This is a genomic window from Paenibacillus sp. Marseille-Q7038, from assembly GCF_965111595.1.
Genome location: NZ_CBCOOM010000001.1, coordinates 1736808 through 1754492, shown reverse-complemented (window position 1 = coordinate 1754492; position 17685 = coordinate 1736808). Strand labels below are relative to the sequence as shown.

At 41.6% G+C, this 17685-nt stretch carries 9 protein-coding genes and 1 pseudogene; 8 read left to right on the top strand and 2 right to left on the bottom strand.

Annotated elements, in window-relative coordinates:
- Window positions 1–381: 381 nt before the first annotated feature.
- Together nirB and ACWPWY_RS08385 are read left to right on the top strand one after the other, a co-directional pair.
- A complete protein-coding gene (nirB, locus tag ACWPWY_RS08390; protein WP_454191260.1) occupies window positions 382–2475 on the top strand; it encodes a nitrite reductase large subunit NirB in 2094 nt (697 codons plus the stop codon).
- A gap of 53 nt (window positions 2476–2528) precedes the next feature.
- Complete coding sequence (locus tag ACWPWY_RS08385; RefSeq protein WP_454192835.1) at window positions 2529–4649, top strand: molybdopterin oxidoreductase family protein; 2121 nt, start codon at window positions 2529–2531, stop codon at window positions 4647–4649.
- 134 nt (window positions 4650–4783) lie between these two features.
- On the opposite strand, the gene ACWPWY_RS08380 is transcribed toward ACWPWY_RS08385, so the two are convergent.
- On the bottom strand, window positions 4784–5647 hold the full coding sequence (locus ACWPWY_RS08380) for an alpha/beta fold hydrolase (RefSeq protein WP_454191259.1): 864 nt from the start codon (window positions 5645–5647) through the stop codon (window positions 4784–4786).
- 665 nt (window positions 5648–6312) lie between these two features.
- On the opposite strand from ACWPWY_RS08380, the gene ACWPWY_RS08375 reads away from it, so the two are divergent.
- Window positions 6313–8880 carry a rhamnogalacturonan lyase gene (locus ACWPWY_RS08375; RefSeq protein WP_454191258.1) on the top strand — a complete coding sequence of 856 codons (2568 nt, stop codon included), beginning with the start codon at window positions 6313–6315 and terminating at the stop codon, window positions 8878–8880.
- Between the two features lie 215 nt (window positions 8881–9095).
- Here the strand turns inward: ACWPWY_RS08375 and ACWPWY_RS08370 are convergent.
- Window positions 9096–9734 (bottom strand): annotated as a pseudogene (locus tag ACWPWY_RS08370) (pectate lyase).
- A gap of 676 nt (window positions 9735–10410) precedes the next feature.
- On the opposite strand from ACWPWY_RS08370, the gene ACWPWY_RS08365 reads away from it, so the two are divergent.
- The 5 genes from ACWPWY_RS08365 to ACWPWY_RS08345 all read left to right on the top strand — a co-directional run bounded on the left by ACWPWY_RS08365 (window position 10411) and on the right by ACWPWY_RS08345 (window position 17634).
- The gene (locus ACWPWY_RS08365) at window positions 10411–10989 is read left to right on the top strand and encodes an RNA polymerase sigma factor (protein WP_454191257.1); all 579 of its coding nucleotides are present in this window, start codon (window positions 10411–10413) and stop codon (window positions 10987–10989) included.
- Window positions 10940–12265 carry a DUF4179 domain-containing protein gene (locus ACWPWY_RS08360; protein ID WP_454191256.1) on the top strand — a complete coding sequence of 442 codons (1326 nt, stop codon included), beginning with the start codon at window positions 10940–10942 and terminating at the stop codon, window positions 12263–12265. The genes ACWPWY_RS08365 and ACWPWY_RS08360 overlap by 50 nt, the downstream gene beginning before the upstream one ends.
- 270 nt (window positions 12266–12535) lie before the next feature.
- Entirely contained in the window at window positions 12536–14200 is a 1665-nt protein-coding gene (locus tag ACWPWY_RS08355) for an extracellular solute-binding protein (protein ID WP_454191255.1), read from the top strand.
- Window positions 14201–14251: 51 nt separating this feature from the next.
- Window positions 14252–16003 (top strand): sensor histidine kinase, encoded by a 1752-nt coding sequence (locus tag ACWPWY_RS08350; RefSeq protein ID WP_454191254.1) that lies wholly within the window; start codon window positions 14252–14254, stop codon window positions 16001–16003.
- The gene (locus tag ACWPWY_RS08345; RefSeq protein ID WP_454191253.1) at window positions 15988–17634 is read left to right on the top strand and encodes a response regulator transcription factor; all 1647 of its coding nucleotides are present in this window, start codon (window positions 15988–15990) and stop codon (window positions 17632–17634) included. The genes ACWPWY_RS08350 and ACWPWY_RS08345 overlap by 16 nt, the downstream gene beginning before the upstream one ends.
- Window positions 17635–17685 lie beyond the last annotated feature (51 nt).

The following is a 17685-nucleotide window of genomic DNA, read 5'->3' as shown; positions in this document are numbered from 1 at the left end:
GTCCTGTAATAAAGGAACGAAATTGCGGCTTCATTGCCGTGTAAATATGATTCACTTCTTTGTGAATCAACGATGTATTTAATTTGAATGACTTACACTGGATTATAGAAACAGTATTCTTGGATGTCAATATACTTAACGCAAATTTGTGAAAAATCAAAATAATACATAAACGATGTTAAAAATATTGACACTGATATCATCGTGTTATATTCTTTTCTTATCAGTTCCGTTTTTTATACAAGTTCAGCACAACGACGTGCTGTTTTGAGAGGCAACGTAGCCCCTTTTCTATGGAAAAGGGGCTTTTTTGTTCTTTTATACTTGATTCCTATAGGTAGGCATGACTTCGATGAGATGGATAAATAGGGGGCTAATCCAGTGAAAAAACAATTAGTCGTCATCGGTAACGGTATGGCAGGAATGAAATGTATAGAGGAAATCCTGAAGATCAATAAAGATCGTTTTGTGATTTCGGTGCTCGGTGCTGAGCCTAGACCGAGCTATAACCGTATCGAACTATCGAAGGTACTTCAAGGAGGAACCTCATTTGAGGATATCATCCTTCATGATTGGGCTTGGTATGAAGAGAATGGAATTTATCTATACGCAGGAGAGCGAGTGACCCAAATCAGACGTAAGGAAAAAATGATTGAAACGGAGTCCGGAAGGAAACTTCATTACGACGTACTTTTGATCGCTACGGGTTCATCAGCATTCATTCCCCCGATTCCGGGTGCAGATCAGGAAGGAGTAATTACTTTTCGAAGCATGGATGACTGTATGATCATGATGGAGTACGCAAAAAAATATAAAAAAGCGATTGTCATTGGAGGTGGACTTCTAGGTCTGGAAGCTGCAAGAGGACTGCTTCATCTTGGAATGGAAACGGAGGTCATTCATAATGCAGCTTTTTTGATGAATCGTCAATTGGATTCCATGTCCGCGGAGTTGCTTCAATTGGAACTTGAAGCACAAGGTATGAAATTCAGACTAGGGCAACGAACCGTACAAATCGTGGGCAGCAATAGAGCAAAAGGAATTCGATTGGCTAATGGAAGTAAACTTGACGCAGATTTGATTGTTTTTGCTGTAGGGATTAGACCTAATGTTGAACTGGCGAAGAATAGCGGACTAGAAATAGGCCGAGGCATCATCGTAAATGATTATTTACAAACAAGCGATGTAGATGTCTATGCAGTAGGCGAATGTGCAGAGCATCAGGGAATTTGTTATGGTCTAGTCGCGCCTCTTTATGAACAAGCCAGAATTCTCGCTAGAACATTATGTGAGCAAAGGACGGAGCCGTACAGAGGCTCCATTCCTTACTCCAAATTAAAAGTATCAGGTGTGAATGTGTTTTCGGTCGGTGAAGTCGGGTCTGATATCCCAATTGCCCTACAGGAGTATGATCGACTGAATAATAAATATAAGAAAGTAACGATGCGAGATGGACGAATGAAAGGAGCCATATTATATGGGGATACCACAGACTCTCCTGTCTTGCTTGAGTATATAAGCCGTCAGGCAAGTACGGAGGAGCTTATTAAACTAACTGTTACTCCAAGGTCGGAGAATAAAATGGAAGCTCTAGTGCAAGCGATGCCGCCTAGTGACATGGTGTGTGCATGCAACCAGGTCTCCAAATTGGCGATTATGAAATCGGTGCATACTGATGGACTTACAACAGTTGATCAGGTGAAGCAGAAAACAAAGGCTTCCGGATCATGTGGAGGTTGCCGTCCTATGGTAGAAGCACTAGTAAAGGTAGCTCTGTCGGGTGACGCTGAAAACAGTGGAATGATGAATCAAGAAAAAACTGCTATAAGCGTTTGTCCATGCGTGTCAATAGGACACGAAGAATTGAAACGGTATATAGGATCCCTAGAAGAAGCACGAGAAGTATCACTTGAAACGACCACCCCTTGCGATATTCGAAAGTTACTTGAATTAGAAAATGAGAATGGTTGTGCAACCTGTAACGCAGCAATCACATTTTATATAAAAACTTCTCAGAAGGAGCAACCTGCCGCAGTATCCCCTCGGCTTCGTGATTTTACTACATACTTAGAGTGGTGTGAAGAACAGATTCTTCCCCACTCCATCCAAGCCGCTGCAACTGAAAAGATGGATTCCATATTCGGAATACTGCTTTATGATATTGCGATTCAAGCCTGTCCTGCCGGCTATGAAATTTTTATTGGGGGTCACGCTGATCATCCGGTAAAACAAGGGCAACTTGTGTGCTTATCTTATACAAAAGAAGAAGCAATTCAGATTGCAACGGCATGTGTGAGATTATACAAAAAGGAAGCTTGGTTTAACGAAAAAACTTGGGAGTGGACGGAACGAATCGGTATTATGAACCTGCGTGAGCGGGCATTGGAGCAGCCAGGAATTACAAGAGAAATGATCAAGACGAATGAGGATCAATTAATCAAAACGGGATCAGATAACAAGGGGGAGCAGGGATGAAAAAGGAAGAGTGTTCATCAAAACGCAGTGAAATAGGGGATGTTACTTCAGTAATGACCGAAATGACAGGTCCTGTCATCACTCAATGCCCCTTTTGTAGTGTCCAATGCAAGGCAGCGGTCACGATCGAACCGAGACAAGAACTACGTAGAAGCAGCGAACATGGAGAGGCAACCAGTCATCAAGTTACAGAAGTAAAAGGCTGGGATAACAAGGCCTCAGAAGGGCGAATATGTGTCAAAGGTTTACATGCACATCAGCATGCAGAGAGCACCCGCAGAATCATGTATCCTCTAATTAAAAAAGATGGTGAGTTCATTAGGGCAACTTGGGAGGAAACCACCAATTATATAGGGAAAAGAATACAAGCAATCCAGTTGAAATCAGGACCGGATGCGATTGGGGTATATGGCGGCGGTTCTTTAACGAATGAGACAGCCTATTTATTAGGCAAATTTGCTCGCGCCCTTAGAACAAAATATATAGATTATAATGGCAGGTTTTGCATGTCAGCGGCAGCTTCGGCAGGTGCAGCCGTTTTCGGTATGGATCGCGGTCTGACTTTTCCATTAGCTGATATTGAGCACGCAGAGTGCATTATTTTGGCAGGTACGAATATTGCAGAGTGCCAGCCTACACTCATGCCATATTTTACAAGAGCTCAGGCAAGTGGTGCTCAAATTATTGTCATTGATCCGCGCCGTACCTCAACTGCAACTATCGCAGACTTACACCTTGCGGTACATCCGGGAACGGATTTACTTCTAGCCGATGGAATTTTAAAAATGATGATAGAACAAGGCCATATAGATAAGAACTTTATTGAAAAAAGAACCAGAGATTATGATGAATTAGCATCATATTTGGATTCGTTATCCATTCAGGATATTGCAAAAACGACAGGGATAGACGAAGAGAAGATTAGACGTGCGGCACAAATGTTCGGCAAAGCAAAGACCGGCATGGTGCTTACAGCAAGAGGTGTGGAACAGCAGACAGATGGACATCTGGCGGTAAGACATTTTATTAATTTACTGCTGGCAACGGGAAATATCGGCAGAGAAGGTTGTGGATACGGAGCTGTTACAGGTCAAGGCAATGGCCAAGGCGGAAGAGAACACGGGCAAAAGGCAGATCAACTCCCCGGGTATCGTTCCATAGAGAATGATGAGGATCGAGCGTACGTGGCTTCCGTATGGGGAGTGACTCCCGATCAGTTGCCGAGAAAAGGGGTTTCTGCCTATGAAATGATGGAGCTTATTGATAAAGGTAGTATGGAGGCGTTATTCGTGATGGGATCGAATCCTATCGTGTCTAATCCGAATGCTGTATTTGTAGAAGAAGCGATGAAGAACATTCCCTTCTTGGTAGTAGCGGATATGTTCCTATCTGAAACAGCACAATTAGCAGATGTCGTGCTTCCGGTAACTTCGTATTTTGAAAACACAGGCACATTAACGAATCTTGAAGGAAGAGTACTGCTTCGTGAAGCTGCGGTATCACCGCCGGGAGAGTGTAAACAGGACTGGGAGATTTTAAGAGAGTTGGCGATTGCTTTGGATCGAGGGGAGCATTTTGATTACTCTTCTAGCGAGGAAATCTTTGATGAACTTCGGTTAGCTAGCCGTGGAGGAATAGCCGATTATTATGGTATTACGTATGACCGGCTTCGTAAGGAAGAAGGAATCTATTGGCCATGTAGATCGGAAGATGATGCCGGTTCAGGTCGGATCTTTGAAGAGAGGTTTGCTCATTCAGACGGCAGAGCCGTGTTTACTTTTCAGCAAAGTGATGTACGGCAGGAAAGGGTTACAGCAAGTTACCCTCTCATGCTAACGAACGGCCGAGTGCTATCCCATTATTTGACTGGGGTACAGACAAGGTTCAGTCGGACACTTTTATCAAGGCAAGTAGAAAGTTATGTGGAAGTTCATCCGGAAACCGCGCGGCATTATAGGATCGAGGATCAGAAATGGGTAAAGATTTCGTCGCGTTATGGGGCGTTTCAGGTAAGATGTCGTTTTAATGACCAGATTCGAAAGGACACTTTGTTTGTACCGATGCATTGGGGTGGTGTGCAAAATGTCAACCGGGCCACTCGAGCAGAGCTAGATCCTTTTTGCAAAATGCCTGGGTTTAAGACGACTGCCGTAAGGATAGAGCAGATTACTTGATATGTTTTTATGTTCACTAGCGAATAACTAGCCCAAAGATAAGACATAAAAAAGCAACCGGTCGTTGGATTATTACCGGTGTCGGTTGCTTTTCTTTGCATTTATTATCGAATTCTCTATGTTCGTAAATAATTCTATAATTTTATTGGAAACTTTTGTATGTGACTAATGATAATTTCAGTTACCTCTGGTTCATTAAATTGGGTTAGCCAGTGACCGGCATTAAGTTCATGGAAATCATAATAACCTTTCATATAGGTGTGACTTTTCTCTATTCCTGCACGCGCAAGAGCCAAGTCTTCGTTTCCCCATATGAAAGCGGTCGGAGTTTCAATATCTCCATATGGAATCTGTTCTTGGACCTGCATGATGCCGCGATACCAATTGATAACCGCTGTTCTGGCTGCTGGCTGCGAGAAAATCCGCATATAGTCTTCTAACGTTTCTTGATCAAAGCCTTCCCATAAATGTCGTAAAACCGCATAGTCATTAGCAGCTAATATGGCTTCTGGAACATTCGGCTCCATGAATTTATTTACATATGAACCTTTTTGTTTCTGCACCGGATCATTTTCCAGCGCCCATTTGTAAGCAGGCCAATGAGGTACAGACATAGCTGTCCACGTCTGTATCCGCTGAGGATATAGAGTGACAACGTTCCAACCAACGGCTGCTCCTAGATCATGTCCAACCAGGTGGAATTTACCTGAACAACCCATTAAGTCTGCAAATCCAATGACATCAGCGGCAAGTTTTTTCAATGAATAATTTCCATAGCCGTCTGGGCGGGCGCCGTCTGAATAACCTCTCTGATCAGGAGCTAAACAGCGATAGCCTAGCGAGGCCAATGTAGACATTGTTTTTTCCCATATAATCGAGCTTTCTGGAAATCCGTGAAGGAAAATAACCAGTTCGCCGTTTTGTTCTAATCCTGCCGTACGGCAGAGATAATCCATACCATTTAATGTGAGTGTAGTTTTAGTTACTGTAGTCTTCATATGAATCTCCTTATTACGTAATAAAGTATAAGATACCAACAGAGTGGTAATTCTTGGTGGGATACGACCCTAGTAAAATAAACTACGCTTCTCGCTTGTATATGTCAAGGTATCCATATGCGCTTGAAGTTCCCACCGTTTTATTTAAACAACTTTCATAATGATCAACGCCTTTCTATGGAGAATCATTTCCGGAGGGTGGAAACATTCAAAACTACGTACGACGAAAGTCGGTGGACCACTTTGCAAAAGCAAAGTGAACACTCACTCGTTATTCAGTTTTGAAAGTTCAATCTTTTGAAACTACATGTATTCTATATTGATACATCCGTGCTGAACCAAAGAAAACATGATTACTTTTCCTTAATAACTAGTGATAACGAAACAACTTTGTGAGTTTAGAAATATCCGATTGCTGAGTGAGGTTTTTGGATTGTGAGCGACTTTTGGCTTTGCGTAGCAAAACAAATGGAGCGAACGAGCCAAAATACCGAACATAACAACTCTGATATATGAACAAGAAACACTGAAATGTGAATGGCGACAGGCAGAAGACAAGTTTATAATCTGTTTTAATATGAAAATGAATGAAAAGGGGGGAAATGAAAGATTGCTAGAAACTTCCTTGTAAGCGAAAACATTATAACGATAGAAGGAGTGCTTTCATGCCACAAGTCAAACCAAAGTTTCGGGGATGGAAAAAAGCAGTTGCAACAGGAATAAGTGTTGTCCTGTTAAGTACAGGTGGAACAGCTTTTGCCGCACAGGATACAAGTGGAAAGGGGCATCAGAATATGGAGAATCGCATTCAGATGGAGTATTTAGACCGAGGACTTATTGCGGTGAAGACAGGAGAAGGTAACTTTTTGAGTTGGAGATTGCTCGCTCAAGAGGTATCGGGAAGCAGTGAAAAAGGACTGACAGGCACTGATTTTCATGTGTACCGGGATGGTAAATTTGTAGGTGAAGTGACAGACAGCACAAATTTTCTTGACCCTGCAGGCGTTGCAGGTTCCTCTTATTATGTCTCGGCAGTGTCTAATGGAAAAGAAGTGGATCAGAGCAACTCCGTTACGCCTTGGAATAATGGATATTATGATCTTCTTATTCAGAAGCCTGCTGATGGGATTACGCCAGCCGGTGAAGCTTATAGTTACTCTGCAAATGATATGAGCGTAGGGGATGTGGATGGTGACGGACAACTAGAGTATTTTGTGAAATGGGACCCGAGCAATGCCAAAGACGTCTCTCAGGTGGGATATACCGGAAATACCTACGTTGATGCCTATACGCTTACGGGTGAATTGCTTTACCGAATCGACCTTGGCGTTAATATTCGCTCTGGAGCGCATTATACGCAGTTCCTGGTTTATGATTTTGATGGGGATGGCAAGGCAGAATTTATGTTTAAAACAGCACCGGGAACTAAAATCCTTCATTATAATAAGCAAGGTGAGCAGACTTCCGAAGAATACATTACTGTGCTGGACGAAGATCTAGCTGCAGGTTATACGAATGAAGATGATTATCGAGTAAGCAGAGAAGGATATTACGAGCACATGGTAGACATGTTTATGGACTGGCATGACTATGAGGAAGTACTAAATGGAAGCTGGCCGCAAACCCTCGAAGAGGTTTTCGGTATCGAAAAGAAATATGATTATCCGCTATCTCGTGCTGATGCGGAACAGTTGACTGATTATTTCATGGACGTGTTTGCTCCATCCAAGGATGCGAATCGGAATAAATTCCGTGAGTTCGAAGGTTTTATTTTATCCGGCCCTGAATATTTGACTGTGTTTGAGGGAGCAACGGGACAAGAATTGAAGACAATCCGTTACAAACCAGGTCGTACCGATGACGGACTACGCTGGGGTGACTATGCGATGAATCGTATAGAGCCGGGAAACAGGGTGGATCGGTTCTTATCCGGCGTTGCGTATCTGGATGGGCAGCAGCCTTATGCTGTATTTGCAAGGGGTTACTATACTCGAACAACCTTAGTTTCTTATAACTGGGATGGAACGAAACTAAATGAATATTGGTATGTAGACAGCGGCTGGGCCCCGATGACGAATCCGTTCAGAGATGGTCCACATGGAAGACCGGGTACGGACCCTGAATACGGTCAAATTACGACCCAAGGAGCACATTCCCTCAGCGTAGCCGATGTGGATGGAGACGGCAAGCAGGAAATAGTATATGGATCAACGACAATTGATCATGATGGGTCTGTGTTGTCTAATTCTTCCGCGGTGATGCCTCCGGAAAGTGCTAATCCTGGAGCTGTTTCCAACTTAGGTCACGGTGATGCACTGCATGTTGCCAATATTGATCCAACGCGGGGAGGGCTAGAAGTATACATGGTGCACGAAGGTGGACCGTATGCCCCCTATGGTTATGCACTGAGAGATGCGAAGACGGGAGAAGTCATCTATGGCGGTTACACTGGAAAAGATACCGGACGTGGTATGATTGGTGACATTGATCCAGATCATCCGGGGCTTGAAACCTGGGCCGTTGGCGTTTATACCGCTCAAGGTGAAAAAATCAGTGACAAAATACCGGGTACGAACATGAATATCAAATGGTCGAAGGATATGACGACTCAAATCATCAACGGAGCGCTGGAAAATACACCGACAATTGATGATTGGAAAAAAGGGACTGTACTGACTGCGGAAGGAACACGCACGAATAACCACACGAAGGGAACGCCATCCCTTGTAGCGGATGTGTTTGGAGATTGGCGGGAAGAAATGCTTGTCCGCACGGTGGATAGCAGTGCCATTCGTATATATACGAATACGGAAGTAACAGAGCGTAAGCTGCATACGCTCTTGCATGATCCTCAGTACCGTGCAGGAGTAGCTACCCAAAATACAGGCTATAATCAGCCTGTGTACACCAGTTACTACTTTGCCTCGGATACCGATTTTAATCAAGTAAACATTCCAAATGTGTTCATTCCCGGATTACTGAATGTTCTTGAACAGCATCATGGCACATATGTGGAACAAGGAGAACTCCGTGGTGCTGTGGTGAATCAGACGACCAATTCACTCAAGCAGGCACGTCATCATTATGACAAGAAAGACCTGAAACAGGCTTCGTTCTTCCTTGAGAAGTACATCTCGCAACTGACTAAACGGGGCGGCAAAGACACTGTTACCGAGAAGGCGAAGCTGAATCTGATTCATCACGCGGAGCAGTTAGTCGAACAGTGGAAATAGTGATCCTGATTTACTATAACACTGAGCATATTTGTTGCTCTATTAGCTAAAATAATCGTTAAAGAAGGCAGCCCTCTCACGAACGAGGGCTGCCTTTGCTATTTTATTTCATTGAAACATGCAAGAATTGGGAAGTTATTAGAAGAATAGATTCAGTATCTTTTATTGTAGTAAACAGAAAGAAGTATTACGAGTGATTTGGCTTGACTGCCGTATTAATATTGGGTGTTACCTGATTGCGTAGTTTTACCAGAGGCAAAACCTTTAAACAGAGTAGGCACTTTATGATAACGCGTGTTGGTGATTTTTGCGGCACTGCTGCTGTCCGTACGGAAGATGGAGTCCTTTACATTTGAAATGTTGGAACTGTCCAGAGTGAAATTCACCGCATAAGAGCTTCCTCCGTTCTGACGTGCCAGCTTACCGATGTCATCCGCTCTAAAGTTCTTAATGTTAATGGTCCCCGCTGCATTGGCCTGGAACACTTTGTCATAAGCTTTATATGCACCGCCACCTGTAATATTGACCGTGCCTGAGGCTTTGAGTGTTAGTGCATCTTCGCCTACATCCTGCTACGTTACATTAGATATCGTAGCGTTTCCATAACAATGTACCCCGTCAGCGCCGGGAGCACCGATGATTACATTCTTCAGTGTTGCATTTTTCTCAAGTTTGAAGATCGGTTTCTGATTCTCTCCCTGTCCACCATCTCCCAGGGTACTTGGATTAGCCACGTAAGTTTGGCCGCTGCCATCAAAAGTTTGACCTTCGGGCACAATAATCGTTGTGCTGACTACAATTGGCGAGGCGGCTGATACCGGAACGGGCTGAGCAACATAAAACAAGGAAACCATAGCTAAAGACAGAAACAAACCCAAAACTTTTTTCAATTAATTCCACCCTTTCTAGTGTAGGTTGTTGGTCCGACCTTGTGTCGGTACCACGAGGGTTATACACAGATGTGCACCTCTGCGCATAACCCGATTATAACAGAATATTATGTAAGCGCTAACATAGAACTTGGGGAATAAGCATGAGTAATATATATTTTCTAAGGAGAAATGACAAGCAATACATAGACGGCAGGAGTTCAATAGATTAATATGGATAATAATGTAAAAGTGAACGAGAGGTGTTGAAAGGTGTGACGGAGCTTACTATCCGAGATTTTTTTATTGTTAATGAATATGGGGTTATCGGAGTAGCCCTGTCTATGTTCTGTTTTGTTCTCATACTAGAATTTATGGGGAAAGATAGAAAAATGAACTGGAAGATTGTATTTTTAAATACTGTAGGAACCACGATTACAGTCTATATATTCAATGCTATTGTCGTTTTATGTAAAGCTGTTTTTTAATGAACCAGTCCCTATCGATCTTCAGAGGGACTGGTTTTTAACTTGTCGTTACATACCCATGCAACATGAGCAGAGAGATTCATTTTCAACCGAATAAGAATATTAAAAGTATTTTTGTGAAAAATGAACTTTTATAGCTTTTGCAATCTCTTATCTATGAAAGGGGGGAGAACATGAAAATAAGTCGTCTTGTCAAACAAGCCAAAAAAGGCAATAAAGAAGCTTTATTACAACTAATCCTAGCTGATCAGGACGCTTATTATCGTCTTGCCTATACATACATGGGAAACGAGCATGATGCGATGGATGCAATGGAAGATATGATTGTTACACTCTATGAAAAAATTGAACAACTGCATACAGGAGAGGTATTCTACAGCTGGAGCAAGACCATTCTCGTCAATCGCTGCAAAACTTTACTACGTAAAAAGGAACGTTACCTGTCACTTGAGGACGATGAGGAATCAGCATATTCCGTATTTACCGATGACTCTCCTTATCGTGATATGGAGTCGGAGATGGACATGCAGGTGTTGCTATCTCACTTAGATGGTCCACAGCGAGAAGCCATCGAGCTTCGTTATGTTCATGATCTTGCCTATCAGACGATCGCGGACATGACCGGTGTTCCGCTTGGCACAACCAAATCAAGAATCTCCATTGGAATGAAGAAATTAAAACTTATGATCGGAGGTGAGCGTGATGACGATAATCGAGGAACAATTAGAAAAACACAAACAGACCTCGCATAGGATAAAGGCTCCGTCAGAACTTGAGAGTAGACTTCGGAGTACACTTGAACATGTTCCTGTTAAGAATAAGAAAAGAAATAAAACGATGACATGGTTTGCCTCATCCGCTGCTGCTCTCCTTCTGATTTTCGGAACTTATCATTATTCTGCATTTGCTTACTACGGGGGTATGTTTCTTAATAAAATGGAGCTGGGTTCTCTTAGCTTTAATGAAGTAGCGGAGAGTGGATATGGGCAAATGGTCAATAAAAGCACAACGTTAGATGATGGAACAGTTATTACCATAGACGGGGTTATTGCAGATGACAACGCATTTTTAATGTATTACAGCATTGATCGACCTGAGGGATCTGTATTTAAGGAGAATGGTACATATCGTTACTTTGCACATCGTATTAAAGGTTTCTTGACTGATTCCGGCTTTCAGGGAGAGAGCGGAATTCTTAGCACAGACGAGTCTCATTATGAAGGAGTATATAAATTTGAGCCTGTTAGTCCGTTCTCTAAAACACTAACCGTTACATTTATAGATTGGCCGGATAATGGGGAAAAGGTGTCTTATTCAATCTCTTTTAAATACGAAGCCAATAGGGCACTAAAGAGTATCATCAAAGAAAAGATTTCAAAATCTGTTACTGTAGATCAGGGTGCTGTCCACTATGACTCCATCACTGCTACACCAACTTCAACAATCGTGAAGGGACACTATGAATTGGATATTGAAGGTTCACCTAGATTTCCAGCTGAAACAAAGCTTTATGTTAATGAAACAGAAGTAAAACAATGGGGAATGCATTCAGAAAGTGTGAACGAAAAGGGGGTTCTGGTCGAACCTGTATTTGTTCTTGAATATGATGTGTTTCCTACCGACAAAGTAGAAACCATTGAACTTGAACTTGTAAGTTTTCCAGGTAAACAAAAAGTAAAAGAACCGATATCCCTTGCTTCACCATCAGATCAATCTATTAGATTAGGCAGTGAAAAAATATGGATTCGTAGCGTAACCAAAACAGATTCAGGTTATGATGTCATCATCGCTAGAAAAGAATTCGTATTCCTGAAAACGGACAATTTATCCGTTCAAGCCGGCGGTAAAGTCATTCCCGTATCTTCCATTTCTACAACCCGTCCATGGGATCTCAAAAACGGTAATATCTTATGGGAGCAGACGTATTCTTTCAACACTTCAGACAAACCGGATTTTCTCCTCCTAGACGAATTTGATTATATCGAGAAACATAATAAGTCCATAACTATTCCAGTAAATAAGAAGTAAGAGTTTAAAAAAATGTATATGTAACCGGAGAGAAAGTGACTTCTGTAAAGGAAGTGCCCGACCTCCGGTTTTTTATGTTTTGATAAAAGAAAAAGGTCCATTGTAGACAAAGATAACCTATGCGATAATCATAGAAAAATGTAAAGAGTTGGTAACGAAATAGAAAAATGCATCTTGCCTATGACAAAGCGGTTCTTGATAATTATCATAATGTAACTCGTCATTTCTATATAACTAGTGAAATGGGGTCTGTCCGTGCGGATATGCGTAATGGATAAATTGAATATTGCACTTACAGTGTTCCTTAGTTTTCAGTTACTATATGCCTGCAGTCCTAGCAACGTAAACAATGAGTTTGATCCTCTAGTAGACAAAAATACGACAAGACATGAGTATGAAGAGATGGGACTAAGCAAGTACGATCCGCCCATCAAGGTCTCTTTTGTAAGAGAAACGAGTGCTCAGCTTGATGAACTAATTGGAAGCTTGCCAGGTCAATCACTAAACGATAACACCTGGAGTCAACTTTACGAAGAAGTTTTAGGTATCCAAGTTCAGTATGATTGGACCGCTAAAGGTGACTTATACGCACAAAAATTTAGTGTTGATCTATCGTCAGGTAATATTCCTGATGTGGTACAGGTGAATGCTGAGCAGCTAAGATTGTTAAGTAATGCTGGTTATATTCAAGATTTGACTAAGGTATTTGATGCGTATGCTACCCCGCTCACCAAAGAAATTTTGAACCAAGAAGGATCAGGACCTTTTGAAGCAGCCACCATTGATAGAAAACTGATGGGTATTCCTGAAACGAATTCTTCGATTGAGACGGCTCAGGTACTTTGGATTCGTACCGATTGGCTTGAAAGACTGAACCTGGAACCACCACAGACGATGGATGAACTGATCGCAGTTTCGAAAGCGTTTACAGAACAAGATCCTGATCAAAATGGAGAAAATGACACATTTGGGATTGGAGCAACCCAGTATTTGTGGGACCCCGTTATGGGACTAACCTCCTTTATGGCAGGTTATGATGCTTTTCCAATGATGTGGATTCATGATGATTCAGGAAAGCTTACGTACGGAGGTATTCAGCCTGAGGTAAAATCAGCTTTGTTATCACTGCAATATATGTTTCGTAATGGATATTTGGACAGTGAATTTGCCATGAAGAATGGGATTAAAGTCAAAGAGCAAGTAGCCAAAGGGAAAATTGGAATGTTATTCGGAGAGCAGTGGGGGTCTTTTTTTGTTCAAGAGAGCCGTGAGAGTGATTCGAATGCGGATTGGCGAGCCTTTCCTATTGTTTCTGTTTCCGGAGAAGCACCAAAAGTACCGCTAAAGTTCAACACTACTCATTTTATCGCTGTAAAAAAAGGGGTCGAGCATCCGGAAGCGATTATTAAGATGTTCAACTTACATTTGGAAAAGAATTGGGGCGATACTGCAGAATATGAAAAATACTATAGTTCTCCTTATCCCGTTTGGCAGCTATCTCCTATAACACCGTATCCAGCAAGAAAAAACATGGAAGCTTTTCAACAATTGAAGGAAGCCCGCATTACAGGTGACTATTCAAAACTGAACGAAGAAGCCAAAGCAATCCAGAAAAATATCGTGATGTATCTCTCTGGAAGCGGTAACATCGAGATTGGCTGGGGCTGGGAACGGACCTATGGTGAACAAGGGGCGATGGCCATTATTGATCGTTACGAAAAAAATAATCAATTATTGTATGAAAGCTTTGTAGGCATACCAACAGAAACAATGATTGAGAAACAATCCATTTTAAATGAAATTCAACTTCAGGTGTATAGGGATATTATCCTCGGCAGGCCGATCGAAGAGTTTGATCGTTTTGTCGAGCAGTGGAAGAAACTAGGCGGTGATCAGATAACAGAAGAAGTTAATCAGTGGTTTTCTGAACAGTAAGATGTCTTCTTATTCGAATATTTATCATCTCGCAGTATCGGAGGCATTTATTTGTTTACATTTCCCGCTGTTTCTCTACGGAATTCTATATTTGTACGTTTGGTGTTTACGTACCTCTTTGTTGTCATTCCTATCATTTTGCTCGGTTTGTATCTCTATCAGTGGAGTTACAAGAATGCAAGCGAAGATATATCAAGAGCTACTGTAAAACAATTGAATTATTACTTAGGTACACTTGATCGGGAAGTCGAATGGATTGAGCTTCAGTTGTTCGATATGGTGGAAGATAGTGGACTTAATACACTTTCTGTAACATGGGATTTCATTGATAACGCGGATAAAAGATCAGCATTAAGCAGATTACTTCAACGGATGACCTCTGTTCAGAACAGCAGTCCCTATATTAAAGATATTTATATTCATATTCCATCTATCAACAAAACGTTATCTACAGCAGAAGCCATTCAAGATTTTGATCTCATCCAATATTATTTCTTTCGTTCTGGAGCTAAAGAAAGTGAACATCGATTGATCAAATGGAATAATTCCATATATCTTAACGGATCAAAGGAAAGCGGAAGAAAAGGAGCAGAACCACTTTTCACAGTTCAAATTGAGCTTGATGTCGAAAAACTGCTAAAGTCCTTGGAACAAGTGAACCTATATCCGGAAAGTGGTTCTTTGTTGTTATCCGAATCAGCGGGGATCGTGCTCAGTACGGATAAGGATGCAGATTTAGCCATTCAAGATTTTATAAGAAACTCCCCGTCAAGCAATGATGCTGTTGTAATGAAGCTAAATAACAAAACATTTCAAATGAACAAAGTGTATTCAGATGCAACAGGACTCTCTGTAGCTATGTATATACCTGAAGAAACGGTGAAGCGACCGCTGAGTACGTTTTCTAAATGGGCATGGGTATTCATCATGACTTCCTTTCTTGCTATCATCGTTTTTTCCTATTTTTCGTACCGGATTATTCATCAACCATTGTTAAAACTGATTCAAGGATTTAAACGAATGGAAGGGGGCTCTTTAGACAGCCACATCGAACATGAGCGTAAAGATGAGTTTGGTTATTTATATACTCGGTTCAATCATATGTTAAGTAAACTGCAAGCCCTCATTGATCAGGATTTTAAACAAAAAATGATGATGCAAAAAGCAGAGCTGAAACAGCTGCAATCTCAAATCAATCCCCATTTTCTATATAACAGCTTTTTTATTTTAAATACGCTCTCAAGAATGGGAGATGCAGATCGAATTGAAAAATTTACGAATATGCTGGGCGAATACTTCCGCTTTATTACTCGAAATGGAGAAGACTTTGTAGCGTTGTCAGAAGAAATTAAGCATTCACGTACGTATACTGAAATCCAAAATCTACGATTTTCAAGGCGTATTACCGTCTTTTTTGATGAGTTGCCAAAGGAAATGGAATGTATACGGGTACCTCGCTTGATCGTCCAACCGATTATCGAAAATGCTTACGAACATAGCCTTGAGAAGATGGAAGAGGACGGAATCCTTCATGTTGCTTTTGAGAAGAACCCAAATGAAATAGTAATCCGCATTGAGGATAACGGAAATGCAATTACGGATTCGGAACTTGAATCACTACGCGAACATCTTAGTCATACAGCCGACTCTTATGAAATAACGGGAATGATCAATATTCATCGGCGTCTTGTACTTACGTTTGGCGAAGGGAGTGGTTTGTTTTTATCGAAAAGCAAGCTGAATGGTCTTGAAGTGCTTATACGAATCAAGACGGAGGAGGAGATCGATTGTATAGACTCTTAATTGTGGATGATGAAGAAATTATAACAGATGGATTATATGAAGTATTGCAACGATTCAAGCCAGAAATGCTCGATATTTATAAAGCGTATTCTGCTAAAGAGGCTCTGAAATGGATGTCAAGAAGCCGGATTGATATTGTTCTTACGGACATTCGTATGCCTGGAATGAGTGGTTTGGACATGAGTCTAGAAATCCAAACCCACTGGCCAAGATGCAAAATTGTCTTTCTGACCGGTTTTAGTGAATTTGATTATGCCTATCAAGCTATTCAATTGCCAAATGCGCGGTATTTACTGAAAACAGAGGGATATGAAAAGGTAACTCAAACGGTACTCGAAGTCGTTCAAGAACTAGACCAGGATATTCAAACCCAGAGATTAATTGAAAAATCTCAGGAACAGAATAGTATCCTTCAGCTCATGGCACAAGGGGATTATATTAGACAGCTGCTTCAGGAAAGTCACCACGTGATGGATCGTGCAGATATTCTAGCCCAAGATTTTAAAGAGCTTGGTATTGCTTTAGATCCGAAAGCTCCTGTTATATTAGCGCTTGGTCGATTGTTTTTTGCTGAAGGTACCGGGTACTTAGAAAAAAGTAGACTACTCACGTCGGTTAGAATGATCTGGGATTCCTTTATGTCCGAGAAGAGCAGCAGTATAGGGACGATCGATAAGCATGGGGATCTACTGTGGTTGCTTCAACCCTGTTATGAAGAACAAGAGTCTTTTCATCTTGTTCGCTTTATGGAGGGAACACTCGAACTTATTCAAGAAGCATGTCAGTCTTCACTAAGTCTGACGCTCAATTTTACGCTAAGCGGCAGGGCCTGCGATTGGACACAAGTTACATCACAATATGAGAGACTTCGGCAGTTGCAGCAGTTGAAGATTGGGAACGGCATATCTATGATTTTAGTAGATCGAGCGGAGACATCAGACGATCTTGTTCTAAAGGATGTTTCTTATATAAGTCATCGAATTGAACGACTAGAGGCACATTTGGAAAGTGGAAAAGCAACGGAGTTTATGGACCAGTTAAATGAATTGACAGTTACCTTGCTGCAGACGAGCGGCTCCGTTCAAAAAGCACTGGAAGGATATTACGCAGCTGCTCTGGTTCTATTTTCACATATTAATCGGATGGGCTTGCACAGCCAAATGGGTAACATCAATAAATTGATGCAGCTCGATGGACATGCTTCAATGAAAGAAGGGTTTTTATATCTTAAGAAAATTGCCGAAATGATTTTTCAATATAAAAATAAAGACGAACGAGACCGTGCTACTCAGGTAATTGAACATATCTGTCAGTATATTGAAGAAAACTTGAACGAGGATCTCTCGTTAGTACGGTTAGCAGAGCTTCACTTTTTCAACCCATCCTATTTATCTAGATTTTTTAAACAAGAGTATGGCATCAATCTATCAGAGTATATCGATAAATGTCGCACTCGGAAAGCGAAGGAGCTGCTTCGTAATCATGAACTAAAAGTACGGGATGTTTCTCTATCCGTGGGATACGAAGCAGCCCATTCATTTACCCGATTTTTTAAAAAAATGACCGGCATAACGCCCCAAGAGTTTCGTGACAGTTTGTACAAAGAGTCGACTGTGGGTCGTAACAGTTAGTTGAAAAGGTGCTATACGTCCCTGGAAAAGTCTGCAGACATGAGAGCTGCG

Excerpts from the sequence above, each read along its gene's own strand:
- ACWPWY_RS08385 (WP_454192835.1), top strand. The coding sequence starts at position 2,529 with ATGACCGAAATGACAGGTCCTGTCATCACTCAATGCCCCTTTTGTAGT.
- ACWPWY_RS08380 (WP_454191259.1), bottom strand. The coding sequence starts at position 5,647 with ATGAAGACTACAGTAACTAAAACTACACTCACATTAAATGGTATGGAT.
- ACWPWY_RS08375 (WP_454191258.1), top strand. The coding sequence starts at position 6,313 with ATGCCACAAGTCAAACCAAAGTTTCGGGGATGGAAAAAAGCAGTTGCA.
- ACWPWY_RS08365 (WP_454191257.1), top strand. The coding sequence starts at position 10,411 with ATGAAAATAAGTCGTCTTGTCAAACAAGCCAAAAAAGGCAATAAAGAA.
- ACWPWY_RS08360 (WP_454191256.1), top strand. The coding sequence starts at position 10,940 with ATGACGATAATCGAGGAACAATTAGAAAAACACAAACAGACCTCGCAT.
- ACWPWY_RS08355 (WP_454191255.1), top strand. The coding sequence starts at position 12,536 with ATGGATAAATTGAATATTGCACTTACAGTGTTCCTTAGTTTTCAGTTA.